This is a genomic window from Rhizobium sp. SRDI943, from assembly GCF_057653695.1.
Window position 1 is genome coordinate 308287 of the sequence record NZ_JBYGKN010000004.1, and the last position, 15156, is coordinate 323442.

Genomic DNA, 15156 nt, shown 5'->3' on the forward strand with positions numbered 1-15156 from the left:
GAAGCGTGACTGAGCGTGGTCCTCCCAGCCGGATGGAGACACAGGAGATCACGATCGCTCCAACTTGCGGGGGATTGGCCGATAACCATGGGGCTCGCCCGCATGACACGGAACCTATTCGTTTTTGGAACTTTGAAGAAAGGCTTTCCTCTCCATGAACAAGGACTTTCCCGCGCCAGCTTTCTTGGAATTTTCCAGACCCGACAATGTTATCCGATGCTGATTGCCGGCCCTTGGTTCGCGCCGATGATGTTCAATGAACCGGGCATTGGCCATCGGGTCATCGGTGAACTTTACGAGCCTGACGATGATACGATAGCAAGCTTGGATCGGCTGGAATCGATAGGCATGCCCGGCAACCTGCGAGTGGTGCTAGACGTGGAACCGGTCGCCGGCGGGCCAATATGTTCAGCACTGGCATACATGAAATCGCGTCGGCTCGCCCACCCTGTTCATTCGACTTATATGCGAGTCTACGAAGACAGGCGGTTTATTCCCTTCGATCGGCGAGGTTTAGACTTGTATCGCGATGGCTGCGATGTTGCCGACATGGAAACGCCCGCGTCACTTCGAGCGCCCTACAAATAGCCCGGCCGCCTGAAGATCCTGTTTGTGGAATTCATGATCCTTCCCGGCCCGGACGTTTCCTAGATCGCGCATGGGAGGGCCTCGGCTTCTTGCGCAACGCGCGCGGGGATAGCCGTTTACGATACCGGCAAGCAATGTTGGTCCATGCGCCTCTCGCGCTTCCAAGGCCAATGGAACCAGCCGCATGCGGGCGACGTCTCTGGGTTTCCCCAATGCGGGCTTTCAACTACTCCTCGGCGTCGGAATAGTTCTTGTATTGCAGCTTCTGGAGCGATGCATCGAGCTTCAGGACGAACCCTGTCGGCGCATAGTCAAGTGCGACCTCTCCGAAGGCGGACAGGCTGGAGCTCACGAGGCGTGTGCCGAACCCCTTCTTGCTCGGAGCTTCCACCGTCGGGCCTCCAACCTCCTGCCAAGTGAAGTGCAGGCGTTGGTCGCCCGCCTCATCGCGTACGGACCATTCGATTTCGACCCTCCCTGTGTCCATCGACAGCGCACCATACTTGCTGGCGTTGGTGACGAGTTCGTGCAGCACCAGGGAGAAGCAAAGGGCCGCCTGTGGACCCAATTCAACCGCGGGACCGCTCGCTTTGAAACGCCCGGACGTCTCAAGTCCGAGATTAATCGCGGTCGCCTCGACGATTGTCGCCATGCTCGTGCCCAGCCAGTTCTGCTGAAGCAAAATGTCGTGCGCCTTTGAATAAGCATTGATGCGTGCCGTGATCGAATGCTCCGCATCCTCGAGAGAACTGGCGTTTCGGAAGGATTGGCTGGTGATGGCCTGAACGACGGCCAGCGTGTTCTTCATGCGGTGAGAGAGTTCGTGCATCAGGATGCGTTGTCGTTCCTCATTCTCTCTCTGCTCGGTGCGATCCCTCAGAATTTTTACGTATCCCTCGACTTTGCCATCGTCCGACGTCAACGCCATCATCTGACCGGACGCCCAGAACAACGAGCCGTCCTTGCGAACGTGCCAGCGCTCATCATTGCCATGACCTTCGGTCAAAGCGGCAGTCATTTCCAACTGGAGAATCCCGGCCTGCCTGTCTTCCTCGGTGAAGATGACCGCCGCAGGCTGGCCGACAATCTCATCCGCATCCCATCCGAGAATCCGGCGGGCGCCCTCATTCCACGTGGTCACCAGGCCATCGAGATCCGTGGAGATGATCGCATACTCGATGGCACTCTGCAGGATGGCTTCGAGAAAGCGCTCTCGAGAACGGCTGGAATTGGAAAAGAGTTTCATGATCATGTGGTGCGCGCGATCCTTTCGGGGCCTGCGGGCTGAAAGGCCTCATCCCGATTTTATACCGGATGCCGTCGCTTTGGCAAAGGCCGCAGCCATCCTGCAAGTCCCGGAGGAGCGATCGCTAAAGGCACGCAACCTTCCTGGAAACAAAGATACGCGAGCGACGTTATCAAGCGACGTCTTAGTGAGCGTGGAAGCATGACTGGCCATTCGAGAGAAAAACTGCATGGGGATTTGCCCTCCGCATCTTCAAAAGCAGCTTCCGCCGATCGGAAAGAGCTGGCAGCGATCGCATTTGAACGGACCAGGATGCCAATGGTCGTCACCGACGCGCGTAAGTCCGATCAGCCGATCGTGCTTGCAAACAAGGCATTCCTCGAGCTGACAGGTTACGAGGCCGAAGAAGTGTTAGGCCACAACTGTCGTTTCCTGCAGGGCCCCGCGACGTCTCCGATCGCCGCCGCTGAAATTCGTGCCGCTATCGCCGGGGAGCGTGAGATCAGCATCGAGATCCTCAATTATAAGAAGAGCGGAGAGCAGTTCTGGAACCGCTTGCATCTCAGTCCCGTCCATGGGGATGACGGAAGGATCCTGTATTTCTTTGGATCTCAAATCGACATGACGGAATACCGGCGGATCGAGGCACTGGAGGCCTCCGAACATCGCCTGCTGATGGAAGTCGACCACCGATCCAAGAATGTCCTGGCGATCGTCGACAGCATCGTTCGCCTGAGCAACGCCGATGACCCCGCCCTTTACGCCGCCGCCATTCAACACCGCGTGCAGGCGCTTGCCCGTGCCCATACCTTGCTTGCCGCACGAAGATGGACAAGCATTTCTCTTGAAGAACTCATTCGCCAACAGGTATCGCCGTTCGCGGCCACCCGCACCTTTTTTAGCGGACCGGATATCGACATGCCTGCGCCGGTCGTCCAGCCCCTTGCGCTCGTGCTCCACGAGCTCGCTGTCAACGCAGCCCATCACGGTGCGCTTGCCGCTGCGCAAGGTAGGCTTTCGATCAGTTGGAAGCCAGGACCGTCCGGAGCCGGCTTCAGGATCCGGTGGCAGGAGGTGGGCGTCGACACTCCGCCTAGATCAGCAAAGCGGGGTTTTGGCACGGTGATTGTCGGCGCAATGGTTGAAAAACAGCTTAACGGACGTCTTGAGAAAACCTGGTCGGACGAAGGGCTGCTTATCGACATTGAGGTCCCGTCCGCGGGCTCTTGATTTCAGGGACGGCCATTGAAATTAGGGAATGCCCCAGTGATTAGGAACTATTGATTGATCGCCCTTGAACAGCCGGGGTCCTGCCCCAATATCATTTTCATTAGGACCATTGGTGGCATGAAAGGAGGAAAAGATGCCGCTTAACGATGTTCCGTGGACCCTGCCGGTGAGAATCCGGTTGCAGTGCGGTTTGGAGCGCACCTTCACAGGCGCATACGACGCCTTGGATTTTCTCGAGAACGAATGGCCGCTGCGTCATGGAAAGCGCCATGAACGCGCAGTGAAGACGTGTCGTGGCGTCCTCAACGGGATCATTCCTAGCACCGTCGCGCGCGAAGCCTTCGTTGCGGCCTGCCTCGAAGCGGGCATGCCGTCCGTGCTGGCCCCGTGGAAGGGAAAGCCGACGACGCATCCGGCTCGGCCAGCACGCCTCGTCGCCCATTAATGCAGAATGCCAGACCTCGCCTCGGACGAGGAGAGGTCTGGCATCAGCGCACTTTTCCCCCGACAGAGTTCGTCTCCGAATTGGTTCCGCGCAGCGAACGAGGTCGACAAGCGGACGTCGATCTTCTAGCCGGCATCACCGCGAAACAGACCGGGAAAAGGCAGTGCAAAGGGCTTGCCGGATCAGTCATGGTGCGACGTTCGCACGCCACGCAGGCTCGGTCGCGGAAAAAGACGATCTGGACTGCAACAAACCTAATGCAGCACAGCAAGCTTCGCCTGCCTCTCCAGAAGACCTTCGACGGTGCCAACAAGCCTCGCGGCCCGCCGCAAGAGGTCCGCGCCGGTTTCGCTCATCGCGATGTCGTTGGACATCCTTTCCATACAGCCCGCCACCTCCATCATTGCGGTGCCGAGCTCGCTGCGGCCGAGACGGTCCGCCAGCCGTGCAAGGCGGCGGATGTTCTCCACATAGCGGAAAATCACCAATAGCCGCTCTGGCATCAGATCATGGGTAGTGGTGACATTCCCAGGTTGGGTTTGCCGGACTTTCATGTCGGCCTCCGCTTACCCAAGCAAAACCGGACGGCGCGTGGGCTGCGTTTGCAAGCCCTCGCCTCGCCACTCCTCGAGCTTCTTCAGTGCGTCGAGTATGTCCCTGTATCGAACTGGATGGTGGACGCCCGGCGGATGGCGCAGTTCCGGCAAGGATTCGACCGCGTGAAGGTCAGAAGCCCACGAAGCGAGAATTTCTCGTTTCTCGTCTGTCGAAAGCCCCGCTGAGACGACCTCCTCCGGGTGGTCAAAGTGTCGGTGCGTGTGAAGAATGTGCGACGCGGATATCGCGTCGACGGCGTTGTGGGGATTAGTGTGGTCAGAGCCTTTCGTTTTCATCTTGCGTCTCCTAAAAACTTCCAGCTAACGGAGCGAAGATCTCCAGGTGAAAAGGAGATTGTTTCAACGAAAACAGTATTCAAGAGGTTCGAGGCGCGACGCTCAGAATTTTTTTGATGCGCCTCTTGAATCAAAAAACGCTCGAGACCAGATCATTTTCCGTCGGTCGCCCGATGGGGCCGACAGCAACCCGGAGACGCCAGGCCGCGTCTCCATTCCATCTCGCTTTACGGAGGATTTGGTATGAGAAACGACTTCGACTTCGCACCGCTTTATCGGTCCAGCATCGGCTTCGACCGTGTTTTCAGTCTCTTGACCAACGCGCAGCAGCGCCTGCAGGCCATCGACACCTGGCCGCCCTATGACATCGTCAAGACGGGCGAGGACGACTATCGAATTCAGATGGCGCTCGCCGGCTTCGCCGACGCCGATCTCGAGATCACGCAAGAGCGCAACGTGCTGGTGGTGAAGGGTCAGAAGGCCGACGAGAAGGATGGTGAATATTTACATCGCGGTATCGCCGGCCGCGCCTTCGAGCGCCGCTTCGAGCTCGCCGACCACGTCAAGGTGGAAAACGCCTCCTTGACGAACGGCCTTCTCAGCATCGAGCTCAAGCGGGAGATCCCGGAAGCGATGAAGCCCCGTAGGATTGCGATCGGCGGCAACGCCGAAACACAGGCCCCTCTGCAGATCGAGGGCGAAAAGCACGAAGCCGCCTAATTTCAAGGAGGAGCGGGGGCGCTGTCTTTGACGGCGCCCCGTCCGTATTTGACCCCCACCCCATCGATGTAAGGGAGTCGGCGGCCTTTTGACGGGCGTGGTTGCTGCGGTTGGCGCCGATCGCTGCCACAACACAATGCATCACAAGCAGGCGCCGCCACGACGCCTGGTCGCCGATCGAAGCGTCCGTCAGCGCTGCCGCGAGCTTACTACAAACGACGTTGTGCCCCATCGGTCGTAAAACTATATTTTGTGTCCAGGTTCCTTAGGCGGCGGTCATGGTGGCAACCGTCATTGCCTTTCCGGCAGACCGATCCGGCCCCATGATTCAGAGGCGCCTGCGTGAAAACCCAGGCAGATGGGAGAGAGCGATGCGGAACTGTTTAGGCCTGTTAACGGCGGGAGTTTTTCTCCTCCAGCCATGCTCCTTCGCCAAAGCACAGGCGCCGAACGCGTTGGAGAGAGCCATTGGAGATGTGCAGCCATGCAGGTCGTTGAAGACCAAGGTATCGAGCTTCGGCATCAGTGTCGAGGTAGGCGTCGACAAGCTCGATTCCGTGAAGATCGAAAACCTGCAATTGTCGGTGAATGGCGACACGGCGGAGGCGAGCGCCCGCGGCACGCTTGCTTGCAAAACCTCGGACGAAGCGCTGGTCGAAGGAGGGTTTTCAGCTACCGCTGAAGTTCGGCTGAAGATCGACCTGTCGACCTGCAAGACGACCGATACCTCCATCGAGATCGTCAAGACTGGTGGCCGGTTCGGCGATGTCGTCAAGGGACTGGAGACCCAGATCTCCAGCGCTCTCCGGCAAAGCCTGGAAAAGAATTTAGCCAAGCTTTGCCAGAAGTGATCAGCGGATCGACGTCGCTGCCAAAAAGTCCCATAACCCGTGAGCGATCGCCGAACCTTGGAAATAGAAATGCCTCAGCTTATCCAGGTCGTCATCGGGTGGATAGTGATCACCCGTCGATCTACCCTGCTTCCCATTCGCGTTTTCGCCCGACGACGTTCCGGCGTGGAGACGTGGCACGGCTCCGAAGCCGCTGTTCGTCGTCGGGCAGAACCTTCATATGGGCGGTTGCCTCGGGCTGCGCGCACAAAAGCTTGCCTCGCGCTAGTGGGCCGCGTTCGCCTTGAAGCGAACGTAGACACGAGGCAAGCGCGTGCTACCATCTCGGATCATGTAGCTGCCTTGGTCATCTCTCCGACATCAAGACGCCCATTAGGCCCTATATCGTGGATGCCGTTGCGAACTGCTCCCGATCCGGCAAAGACACGGCAATTTCACGGATCGGTATCCTGCTCGGGTCGTGCATGGGGTCACCAGGCCTTGCTCGACTCAGCTCCCTTCGTCGACGCCGCTGGCCGGGATCAGGCAGCGTTTGATCTTGAACGTGTCCCAGGCATTTCGAGCTCGCCGTGGAACATATGCGCCGCCCGACCGTTGCTCCGCTCAGTTTGAAAGGTTGTCTGAAATGCCAAATCAGCGTGCCAACGATGATGAGCTTCGCGACATTATCGATCAGAAACTGACTGCACTCATCCAGGAAATGGAGGATGCGGATTGGAGCGCCAATGACGTCGCTTTTGCGATTAACGATGTCCTCAAAAGCAAGTGGCTTGATCGGATGATGGCGCTACAAGACGCACGCGACGCGGTTCCAAAAGGATTTCTGTCAGACGGGAACGAAGGCTAGCGGTCGGTTATCCACGGCGTGAAAAAGGAAAAACTTTCATGACTGCGACATTCCTGGTCATCGCCATCAGTTCGCTCGATCCGGATGGTAGCGACACCCGTAACGAGCCGATGCTCGTTTACCCCGATGCGCTAAAGACTGCACGGCAACTAAAATCTGAAGGCAAAGCGTTCAGGGTGATCGCTGACGGAGACCAGACGGAGGAACAGCTGCAGTCGTTCCTGGCGCTCGGTGCGCTCGTATAGTCGGATGATGGCGGTCGAGTTGTGGCAGGCTGAGTTCGAAGCCGTCGAGGCAGGAAACGCCGATCAGGTATCGGCTGCCGAGAGGGATCGGGCTGAGGACTATCCACTGACGCCGGTAAAACCGGGCAACGGGTGCTGACGTTGCAAATGAAGTCGAGGCCGGGACGAGGAGGATCGATTGGTGCAGCGCACTGCTGAAGATAACGCGGCCCGCCGCGCGCGCCGCGCTGAGCGCAGGCAGAAGCAGCGCGACGCCAATGTCGATCGGGCCGCCAAAATGCGTCAGGTACGCCTTGCCGATCCGCAGGCCAACAACCCGACCGAGGATCGACAGGCCGGTCGCACCCATATCGGATGTTCGGGGTGGTACTACTGGCATTGGAAGGGGGCGTTCTATCCTGCGGATGTTCCGTCGAGTCAATATTTCGCAATCTATCAGGGATCCTTCAAGACGGTCGAGCTCAACGCCCCGTTTTATTCGTGGCCGACAATCGGAGCCGTGAAGGCCTGGATCCGCCAGGCCGCGCCGGGTTTCGTCTACACCATCAAGGTCTGCGAGCTGATCACCCATATCAAGCGGTTCGAGCACGCGGAAAGTCTGATCCAGGATTTCGGCTATATCGCCGACCTTCTCGGCCCGCAGATGGGCTGCTTTCTCTTCCAGCTGCCGCCGAGCGTTCGCTACACTCCGGAAATGCTGCATTCCATTTTATCGCAGCTCGACTGCCGCCGCAGGAACGTCGTCGAGTTTCGCCATAAGAGCTGGTGGAATGATGAGGTATTCGAAGCCTTCAACGCTGCCGGGGTGATTTTCTGCTCCTGCAGCGGCCCCCGGCTACCTGATGAACTGGTGCGGACCGCCGATGACATCTACGTTCGGTTTCACGGGATCAGGCAATGGTATCGCCACGATTACAGTGACGCGGAATTACTCGTGTGGGTCGAGCGGATTAGGCAAAGCCGGGCGAAGACCGTATGGGCCTACTTCAACAACGATCGCGACGGACATTCGATCAAGAATGCCAATCGGCTGTCGGAGTTAATGAATGTTTCAGCCACGTAGGACAGCTGCGCGGGACGAGGCTGCGATGGGGCACAGAAATCGCTTCGCGGGATCTTCGCGGTCTCCCGATACTGAACGCGGGACGGTCGGATCTGCGTCCTGAAGTGCGGCGCATTTGTATCTGTTGCAACAAAATAGCCGGTGAACCCCACTGTTCAAGCGGGCGAATGAGGCACATCCCAGCTAGGTGATAGAAGGTCACAACTAGACTTGGTCGCGGTTGCGACCGAACAGCTCGCTCAGAAGCTCGTGTTCCAAGCGTTCTAGCCAATCTCGACGCGCCTCTACAGCCAAATCCCTTTGAAAAGCAACGCCGCGGGCTGACGTGATCGTTTTTGCTCATCATGGTTCGAATTACGCCTTGGGCTTATATCTCAATCGTTGAAAATCCCTGCAGCCCAGTGGTTGTCAAATCGCTGTCACGGCGGTGAGTGTTCTGTCATCCTGATCGCGAAGGCTATGAGCAGTGCTGACTGCGGCGATAACCGGAAACTTCGCCTCAACCTTTTTCGGGCAGACGAGACCGAATTCGGACGTTCCTTGTTCGATACTCGGAATTAACGCGGGGCTGGAAAAGCAAGAGACGACAAGCTTGGCTCTTCGGTGGGCTACAAGCCTTTCGCACTGTCCTCCATTGAACCGGATGAGGCTGGACTTTGCCGCTTTAGGACGCGCCGATCCTAAGTTTTGTGCCGAAGCCTGGAGCCTTTCCAGCAATCATCGCGCGATTGTGGCCGCCATCCCACGCCCCGCCATTCGCAATTCGACCTGCTGGCGGGCCGCACGAGTGCCGCGTTCGCATCTCGCACGATGAAGCAGCGCGGCCGGCTCGGAAACAATTCGTAAAACACGGAAATGTTCAGAGCATGATCGTGCCACGAACCGGTGAGTTACTAGCGGGACGTCCTTCGAAGATTCACCGCCGATTGAAAAAGAGCAAAGGCGCTAACTCGTGGCTGACATCAATATACCGTCTTCTCCGATCCGAAAAAGTGACAGTGCCTATCAAATCGAATGCAAATTCGCGCTGGAGCCCTCACTTACAAGGCTTTTCGAAAAGGCACGCTCCGCCGGCTGGGACCCACAGCACATAGCCCTCGCAGTCGCCGCGCTCAGTTGGGAGCTGCTGGTTGATCAGCGCGATAGTATGCAACGCGATGGATGCGGCATTGAACATTAGGGTTCATCCGCTCCGCAAGACGGATTTAGGGAAGTCCTCGGTCCATGCCGGCTGGATTGCGCATACAGTTCTCCTGCTCACGCTGCTGTCGTCGGCCACATATTGCCGTGCCGAGAATGTCATCAGCGTTACAGAGACCGGTGTGAATGTCACGCGGCATGTCAGCATCGGTCTAAATAAGACGCTCATCGTTGAACTTCCTCAGGACGCTCATGACATTGTTGTTTCAGATCCAGGCGTGTCTGACGCGATAGTGCGAGCGACACGCACCATCTTTCTCTTTGGCAAAAAGGTCGGGCAAACGAATATCTTCATCCTCGATGCGAACAAGCGACCAATCGTCAATATCGATATCGCGGTTGAGAGAGACATTGCCGGGCTGGAGACGGATTTGCGTCGTTTGATACCAGATGCGGCCATCAAGGTTGAGATTATTTCCGATAATATTGTCCTCACCGGCACCGTAAGGTCGGCACAGGACTCGGCACAAGCCGCCGATCTTGCATCCGCTTTCGTCAAAGGCGGGGAGGCGACGACCCGCACCCAAAGTGCGTCGAGCGGGGGTAGTCAAGGATCCGTGGCCCTTGTTGCGGAAGATCGGCAGGAATCCAAAATCATCAACCTTCTTCGCATCGCAGCCGACGATCAGGTGATGCTCAAAATGACGATAGCGGAGGTAAAGCGAGAGATCCTGAAGCAACTGGGCTTTGACAATGAGCTAAAAAACGCTGGTGGCTCAACAATTGCCCAGCTGGGAACGGCATCGACGGATGCGACGACCGCGACCTCCGGCGGCGGCCTATCAGCCCTATTCAGCGGATCCTTCGGCAAGTATGGCCTCTCAACGACATTGAATGCGCTTGAACAAGCGAAAGTGGTTCGAACCTTGGCCGAGCCGACATTGACGGCCGTCTCGGGTCAATCGGCATCGTTTCAAGCAGGTGGCGAGGTCCTCTATTCAAACACCGACAGCGATGGCAATACGACCCAAACCCCGTACAGCTACGGCATCAGCCTCTCATTCAAGCCCATCGTCCTAACGTCCGGTCGGATCAGCCTGCAGATCTCAACCGAGGTGTCCGAACCGGTTACCTCTATATCCGGTTCATCCCCGACCTACGGCAAGCGTTCGACCAGCACCACCGTTGAACTGCCATCGGGTGGTTCGATCGCTCTGGCGGGGCTAATCCGAGATAACTTCAACAGGACCTCCAATGGGACGCCGGTCTTGAACAAGATTCCAGGGTTTGGCGCTTTGTTTCGCCAGACAAGCTTCGAGAGAAACGAGACTGAACTCGTAATTATCGCCACACCCTATTTGGTTCGCCCTGTCGCGGCAAAAGATCTGAATCGGCCTGATGACAATCTTAGCCCAGCTGATGATGCCTCTCAGGGGTTACTCGACCGGATCAACAAGCTCTACGGCAACGGCAAAACCTTGGAGCCGACAGCGCAATATCACGGCACCGTCGGCTTCATATACAAGTGATCGTTGCTGATAGTCTGACGTCCGGAGAGGCCCGGCCTGTCATTCAACCGACCTGCCTCTTCGGTCAGTGCCTTGGCGTGCCAGCAGGTGAGCCCGACAAGAACACGGCTAACAAATATCGCCATTGAAGGGGTTTCCCAACGTTAAAAGCTCAGCTCCGAGGTTGGCATGACTTGGACAAGCGGGACGCTCACCATCCTTTCCAAACCATCGATCTTGCTCGCGCGCCGGGCGTCCGGGGTCGCACCAGCGGGCGCCATCCGTGGTCGGACGTGGCACCCCGGAGCGGTCGCACTCGTCTGCTTTTACTCAATTTTACGCAGCCTTTACGCTGCTTAACGTTGAACCCGCTACCAAGGATGGCGACGTAGTCAGGAACCCGTCCATGGACATCGAAATGAACGACGGTAAATCGCGACAGTCCCTCCTGCCGTGGCGCGGCGTAGACCATCCGCTCAGGACACGGTTGCTTTGCCTGATCGCGGGCCTGGTCGCCTCCGGCTTGTCGACGTCCACATTTGCCGAAGACAGCGCAACCGGCAGTACGTCGCTGTTTCAGGTCGGGTCCAGCATCGCCGACACAGGAACCGGATACTCGCTGTTTCGCGGACCGCAGCACGGCTCCAACGACTATTGGATTGAATGCTCTTGTTCGAACGGCGCATTGGCGGTCAGATCGTGTCCTTCCTTGAGATACAAATGCTATTGCGCAGATAAGCCCTCGATATCTTGCAGCCAATGATCTGTGCGCCCCGCAACCCAGCCGTGCTCGGTTCTGAGCGCTTCGGCTCAACGGTGTCCGCCAGGATGCCGGCGCCTTGCGACCTAAATCGCGTCGCTCCTTTCCCCGATGCCGGCAACGACTGCCTTCCCGCGACGTCTGTCCCCACCGGTTCCTTTCATTCGGCGTCTGGACGATTTTCGTTCGCGTATATCCACCATGCCGATCCTGTCGGCAGCCTGTTTGGCGGGCAGAGGTCTCGGGTCGTGGACGGCGACGCCCTTTGCTTCTCCCTCCGCCCCGCCCGAGATCAAGCCGGCCTTTGGCCGATCTATTCATGCGGTGTTTCCGGCCCTGCTGCACTGCGAGGACGGAGGCGAAATCACCCACGATGGGCTCTGCGTTTGGGGATGGGGTTGCTGCAGGTCGCGAGCGAGCGCCGTCGGGAGGTTTGGGTTTGGGGCTGAGACTGGCGAGCGTTTTGGCACTGCTCCTGTCGGGGTTGGTTGGGCCAGAAGCGGCCCAACGAAAAAATTCCGATGAGGCCTCATGGAGAATGGAAAGTGGATTCAACCGCGCCGGATCGTTGGCCCTGGGCGCCGCTGCGCCGAGCGAACAGCTCCTCGTCGCCGCCGACGGCATAAAGGAGAAATACGATGACTGGGGCGTTGAATGCGCGGTCGTCGACGTCGGAAAGCAATGTGCCGCGGGTCAGTTTCATGAAGATCCAAAGAGCGGTTTGGTTGCGTTCGCAATTCAGGTCTACCCTTCTGAAGAGCTGGGCACGAGGGTCCTGATCAGGATGCCGCTCGGCTTGAAGTTGTCGGACGGCGTGCGCCTCGAGCTTGATACGCAACCCTCAAAACAACATGCGGATGTTGCGACGTGCCTGCCCGATGGTTGCGTCGTTCTTCTCATCATGTCCGACGCCACCATAGACATTTTGAAGGCCGCGCAGGTGCTCACGGTGAGCGCCACTTCGTTTGCTTCAGGTGGTAAGTTGACCTTTCGCGTCTCTCTGAAGGGGTTTCCTCGTTCGCTCGAACGGCTGGATGAACTGCGATGATCGCGACGCTCCCATGGCGGATGCCGTTCCTTACTCCCAACGGCTGACGGACTTGGGCGCATCGAACCATGGCAAATGATAGCGCCGATCTCATGAGATATAGGGCCGCGGCGACAGCACACCATTATTCGGCAATCAAACGCTGCTTGTGACGTTTTCGAATGCAGCGGTTCCAGCAGCTTAACGTTTCTCGGCGATCTCGGGATGTTTCTGGAGGTTTCCCGCAGACGACAACGAGAATTGAAAGCCGGCAGTGGAAGAAGAAATCAATCATCGAGGTGGGCGATATGGACCATATATTAGTCGTTGATGGCGATCTGGAAATCCGCCGGCTACTGACACGTTATCTTGTCGATCAAGGTTTTCGTGTCACCGCTGTTGCATGTCGGCAGGACTGTGAGAGGTGGATCGATACCAGCACGCCTGACCTGATCGTGCTCGACGTCCTGCTTCCGGATGGTTCGGGCCTTGATATCTGCAGGAACCTGCGCGCTAGCCAGTCTCGAATCCCTGTTATTCTGCTGACCGCATTGAAGGAGGAGGTGGACCGTATCATTGGCCTGGAATTCGGAGCGGACGATTATCTTGGCAAGCCGTTCAATCCGCGAGAACTCGTGGCAAGGATCAGGGCAGTCTTGCGACGAGCCGGCGACGCTGAGGACAGTGACACCGACGTCAAGGTCTTCACTTTCGCAGAATTCATCGCTGACACAAGCACCCGGCGGGTATGCAAGTTGCGTGGCCCAGAAATTGAGTTGACCGGAGCGGAATTCGACCTGTTGGTGGTCTTTCTTGAACGACCGGGCCGACTCTTGTCACGAGACCGGCTGCTTGATCTGACACAAGGGCGCAAGAGCGAGCCTATGGACCGATCAATAGACGTCTTGATGAGCAGGCTGCGACGTAAGCTTGGTCAAACCCAAAGCGGCCCCCTTTTCCGGACGATCCGAAATGGCGGTTACCAGTTCACGCTTCCAGTCAAGGCAGGCGTGCCTGACGTGGCAGCTAGCATTGCGGTTCTCACCGGGAACGACAACGTTCGCTCCCTATGAGCGCGCTGGAGTCTTTTTTCGTCTCAGCTTGCCAACGAACTGGCCGGTGGCGACTGCATCTGTCAACGGTCGAGATCGCAGGCGCTAACCGCCGGGATGACCGATTTGATGAGCGGTCCAAAAGGAGAGAAGCGGCGAGCGTTAAACGCAGTTGAGGACATTCTCACTGTTATGATGTCACGTTTCGCTGCGCTGCATCGTCATCACTTACGAGAGCCTTGATTGTTGGAGAAGCGGCAATGGCTGACAGCGATGCCTCGAGCTAGCCGAGGCATTCTTGACCGCCTCGCGCGACGGCGACCTGGCGAAATTGCGGCGATACTCGCGGCCGACGTGGCGGTGTACGCCGATGGCGGGGGCGAAGCCGCGACGGTCACGAACGAAGTTGTTGGAATAAGGCGGTTATGCGCCTGCATGCCGGGCTCGCGCGGCTGTTCGATCGCAGCCGTTCGCGCCTGCTGCCATGAGTTTTATGACGCCAGTCTGCGCTCCCGCGCCAATAGCCGCAAGTTCCAGTAGAAGGTCGCGCCATACACCGTGCCCCGGGGAGATCGACAAGGCTAAGGCAGCCGGGGAGGTTTTGCGCTCACGGACAATAGGCGGCGGAGCGCGGTTTGACCAGCGCTGAACGCGCGCGTGGCCGTGGTATCAGCCAGGGTATGGACCGCCGGCGCAATAGTCGCTATTTGCAGGACATGCTGCGATGTTGAAAACGTCGCTGAAACATCACCGCAGATACCCAAGGCTTTTTTAAATTGAAAAAAGTGCAGCGCAGCTTTGCCGTCGAGTACAAATCAGGTCGGCGAAAACTCAACTCCAAACCGAGCTCGATCTGGGCAGACACGGATCTCAAGTCCGTTGCACAAGATATGCAGGACGAGGCAATGCCATTTATGTCATTAGCTCCTCAGGCAAGAAGCACCGGAATGCTTGTATCCGAAGAAGAACAGGCCGGGCCGTTATTGACACTGCCGATCGAGCAAGAGACAAATGCATCGGCTTTACAGGAGACCATAATGGCCGACGAAAAAGATACGACAACCAATGCTGACACGCCGGCCGCCGCGGCGCTCGATGGACTGAAGAAGGTGCGCAAACCTCGCGCCAAGAAGGTGGTGCCTGCAACCGCCTCAGCCGCCGTTTCTTTGCAACCGGCAGCGGCTTCGGATGCCAAAGCTGGAAAGCAGACGAGAGGACGCAAAGCAAAGCCTGACGAAGGGACGACGAGTGCCAAGCGTGTACCTGTCAAACGTGCTCCGAAGGCTGTGTCGATAGCGGCTGCACCGTCGGTGGCGGCAGTTGATGAGATTTCGGATCTTCTGCAGCTCGAAGAGGAAAACCAGAAACTGCGCAAGCTGCTGGCGGAGAAGCTCCGCGCTGAAAATGCCGATCTGCGAAAGCGCCTCAACCTCGGTTGATCGGCAGCAGACGGTCAAGCGCTGGCCGCATTCTCATGCTTATTGAAGTGAAGATTTTGGCGGCGGTTCGTTCTGCCGCCAACGTTTTTGCTCGCAGTTTGC

General features: G+C 57.7%; 16 protein-coding genes. 13 read left to right on the forward strand and 3 right to left on the reverse strand.

Annotated elements, in window-relative coordinates; genetic code table 11:
- The first annotated feature begins 102 nt into the window (after positions 1-102).
- Positions 103-588 carry a gamma-glutamylcyclotransferase family protein gene (locus AC245Y_RS34630; protein ID WP_245274080.1) on the forward strand — a complete coding sequence of 162 codons (486 nt, stop codon included), beginning with the start codon at positions 103-105 and terminating at the stop codon, positions 586-588.
- Between the two features lie 226 nt (positions 589-814).
- Here the strand turns inward: AC245Y_RS34630 and AC245Y_RS34635 are convergent, their stop codons facing one another.
- A complete protein-coding gene (locus AC245Y_RS34635; RefSeq protein WP_017997494.1) occupies positions 815-1840 on the reverse strand; it encodes a sensor histidine kinase in 1026 nt (341 codons plus the stop codon).
- A gap of 195 nt (positions 1841-2035) precedes the next feature.
- Between AC245Y_RS34635 and lov the strand changes: the two genes are divergently transcribed.
- The gene (gene lov / locus AC245Y_RS34640) at positions 2036-3064 is read left to right on the forward strand and encodes a blue-light-activated histidine kinase (protein WP_017997493.1); all 1029 of its coding nucleotides are present in this window, start codon (positions 2036-2038) and stop codon (positions 3062-3064) included.
- 133 nt (positions 3065-3197) lie between these two features.
- Entirely contained in the window at positions 3198-3509 is a 312-nt protein-coding gene (locus tag AC245Y_RS34645; protein WP_003554625.1) for a DUF982 domain-containing protein, read from the forward strand.
- A gap of 254 nt (positions 3510-3763) precedes the next feature.
- Here AC245Y_RS34645 and AC245Y_RS34650 read toward each other — a convergent pair whose 3' ends face one another.
- Together AC245Y_RS34650 and AC245Y_RS34655 are read right to left on the reverse strand one after the other, a co-directional pair.
- On the reverse strand, positions 3764-4063 hold the full coding sequence (locus tag AC245Y_RS34650; RefSeq protein WP_017997492.1) for a hypothetical protein: 300 nt from the start codon (positions 4061-4063) through the stop codon (positions 3764-3766).
- Between the two features lie 12 nt (positions 4064-4075).
- Complete coding sequence (locus AC245Y_RS34655) at positions 4076-4402, reverse strand: hypothetical protein (protein ID WP_017997491.1); 327 nt, start codon at positions 4400-4402, stop codon at positions 4076-4078.
- Positions 4403-4645: 243 nt separating this feature from the next.
- Here AC245Y_RS34655 and AC245Y_RS34660 point away from each other — a divergent pair, with 243 nt between their 5' ends.
- The 10 genes from AC245Y_RS34660 (at position 4646) to AC245Y_RS34705 (ending at position 15054) form a co-directional block, all read left to right on the forward strand.
- Positions 4646-5122 (forward strand): Hsp20 family protein, encoded by a 477-nt coding sequence (locus AC245Y_RS34660; RefSeq protein ID WP_017997490.1) that lies wholly within the window; start codon positions 4646-4648, stop codon positions 5120-5122.
- 371 nt (positions 5123-5493) lie between these two features.
- Positions 5494-5973 (forward strand): LBP/BPI/CETP family protein, encoded by a 480-nt coding sequence (locus AC245Y_RS34665; RefSeq protein WP_003554618.1) that lies wholly within the window; start codon positions 5494-5496, stop codon positions 5971-5973.
- A 625-nt stretch (positions 5974-6598) separates the two neighbouring features.
- Positions 6599-6820, forward strand: coding sequence for a hypothetical protein (locus AC245Y_RS34670; RefSeq protein WP_017997489.1), 222 nt, complete (start codon positions 6599-6601; stop codon positions 6818-6820).
- 38 nt (positions 6821-6858) lie between these two features.
- A complete protein-coding gene (locus AC245Y_RS34675) occupies positions 6859-7065 on the forward strand; it encodes a hypothetical protein (RefSeq protein ID WP_003554614.1) in 207 nt (68 codons plus the stop codon).
- A 178-nt stretch (positions 7066-7243) separates the two neighbouring features.
- Positions 7244-8128, forward strand: coding sequence for a DUF72 domain-containing protein (locus tag AC245Y_RS34680; protein WP_017997488.1), 885 nt, complete (start codon positions 7244-7246; stop codon positions 8126-8128).
- 1157 nt (positions 8129-9285) lie between these two features.
- The gene (locus tag AC245Y_RS34685) at positions 9286-10797 is read left to right on the forward strand and encodes a type II and III secretion system protein family protein (RefSeq protein ID WP_020487177.1); all 1512 of its coding nucleotides are present in this window, start codon (positions 9286-9288) and stop codon (positions 10795-10797) included.
- Between the two features lie 385 nt (positions 10798-11182).
- Complete coding sequence (locus tag AC245Y_RS34690) at positions 11183-11539, forward strand: hypothetical protein (protein ID WP_080635507.1); 357 nt, start codon at positions 11183-11185, stop codon at positions 11537-11539.
- A 460-nt stretch (positions 11540-11999) separates the two neighbouring features.
- The gene (locus tag AC245Y_RS34695; protein WP_244432307.1) at positions 12000-12584 is read left to right on the forward strand and encodes an invasion associated locus B family protein; all 585 of its coding nucleotides are present in this window, start codon (positions 12000-12002) and stop codon (positions 12582-12584) included.
- A gap of 287 nt (positions 12585-12871) precedes the next feature.
- Positions 12872-13636 carry a response regulator gene (locus AC245Y_RS34700; RefSeq protein ID WP_003554601.1) on the forward strand — a complete coding sequence of 255 codons (765 nt, stop codon included), beginning with the start codon at positions 12872-12874 and terminating at the stop codon, positions 13634-13636.
- 755 nt (positions 13637-14391) lie between these two features.
- Positions 14392-15054: a transcriptional regulator gene (locus AC245Y_RS34705; protein WP_017997483.1), complete on the forward strand. Its 663-nt coding sequence runs from the start codon at positions 14392-14394 to the stop codon at positions 15052-15054.
- The last annotated feature ends 102 nt before the right edge of the window (positions 15055-15156 follow it).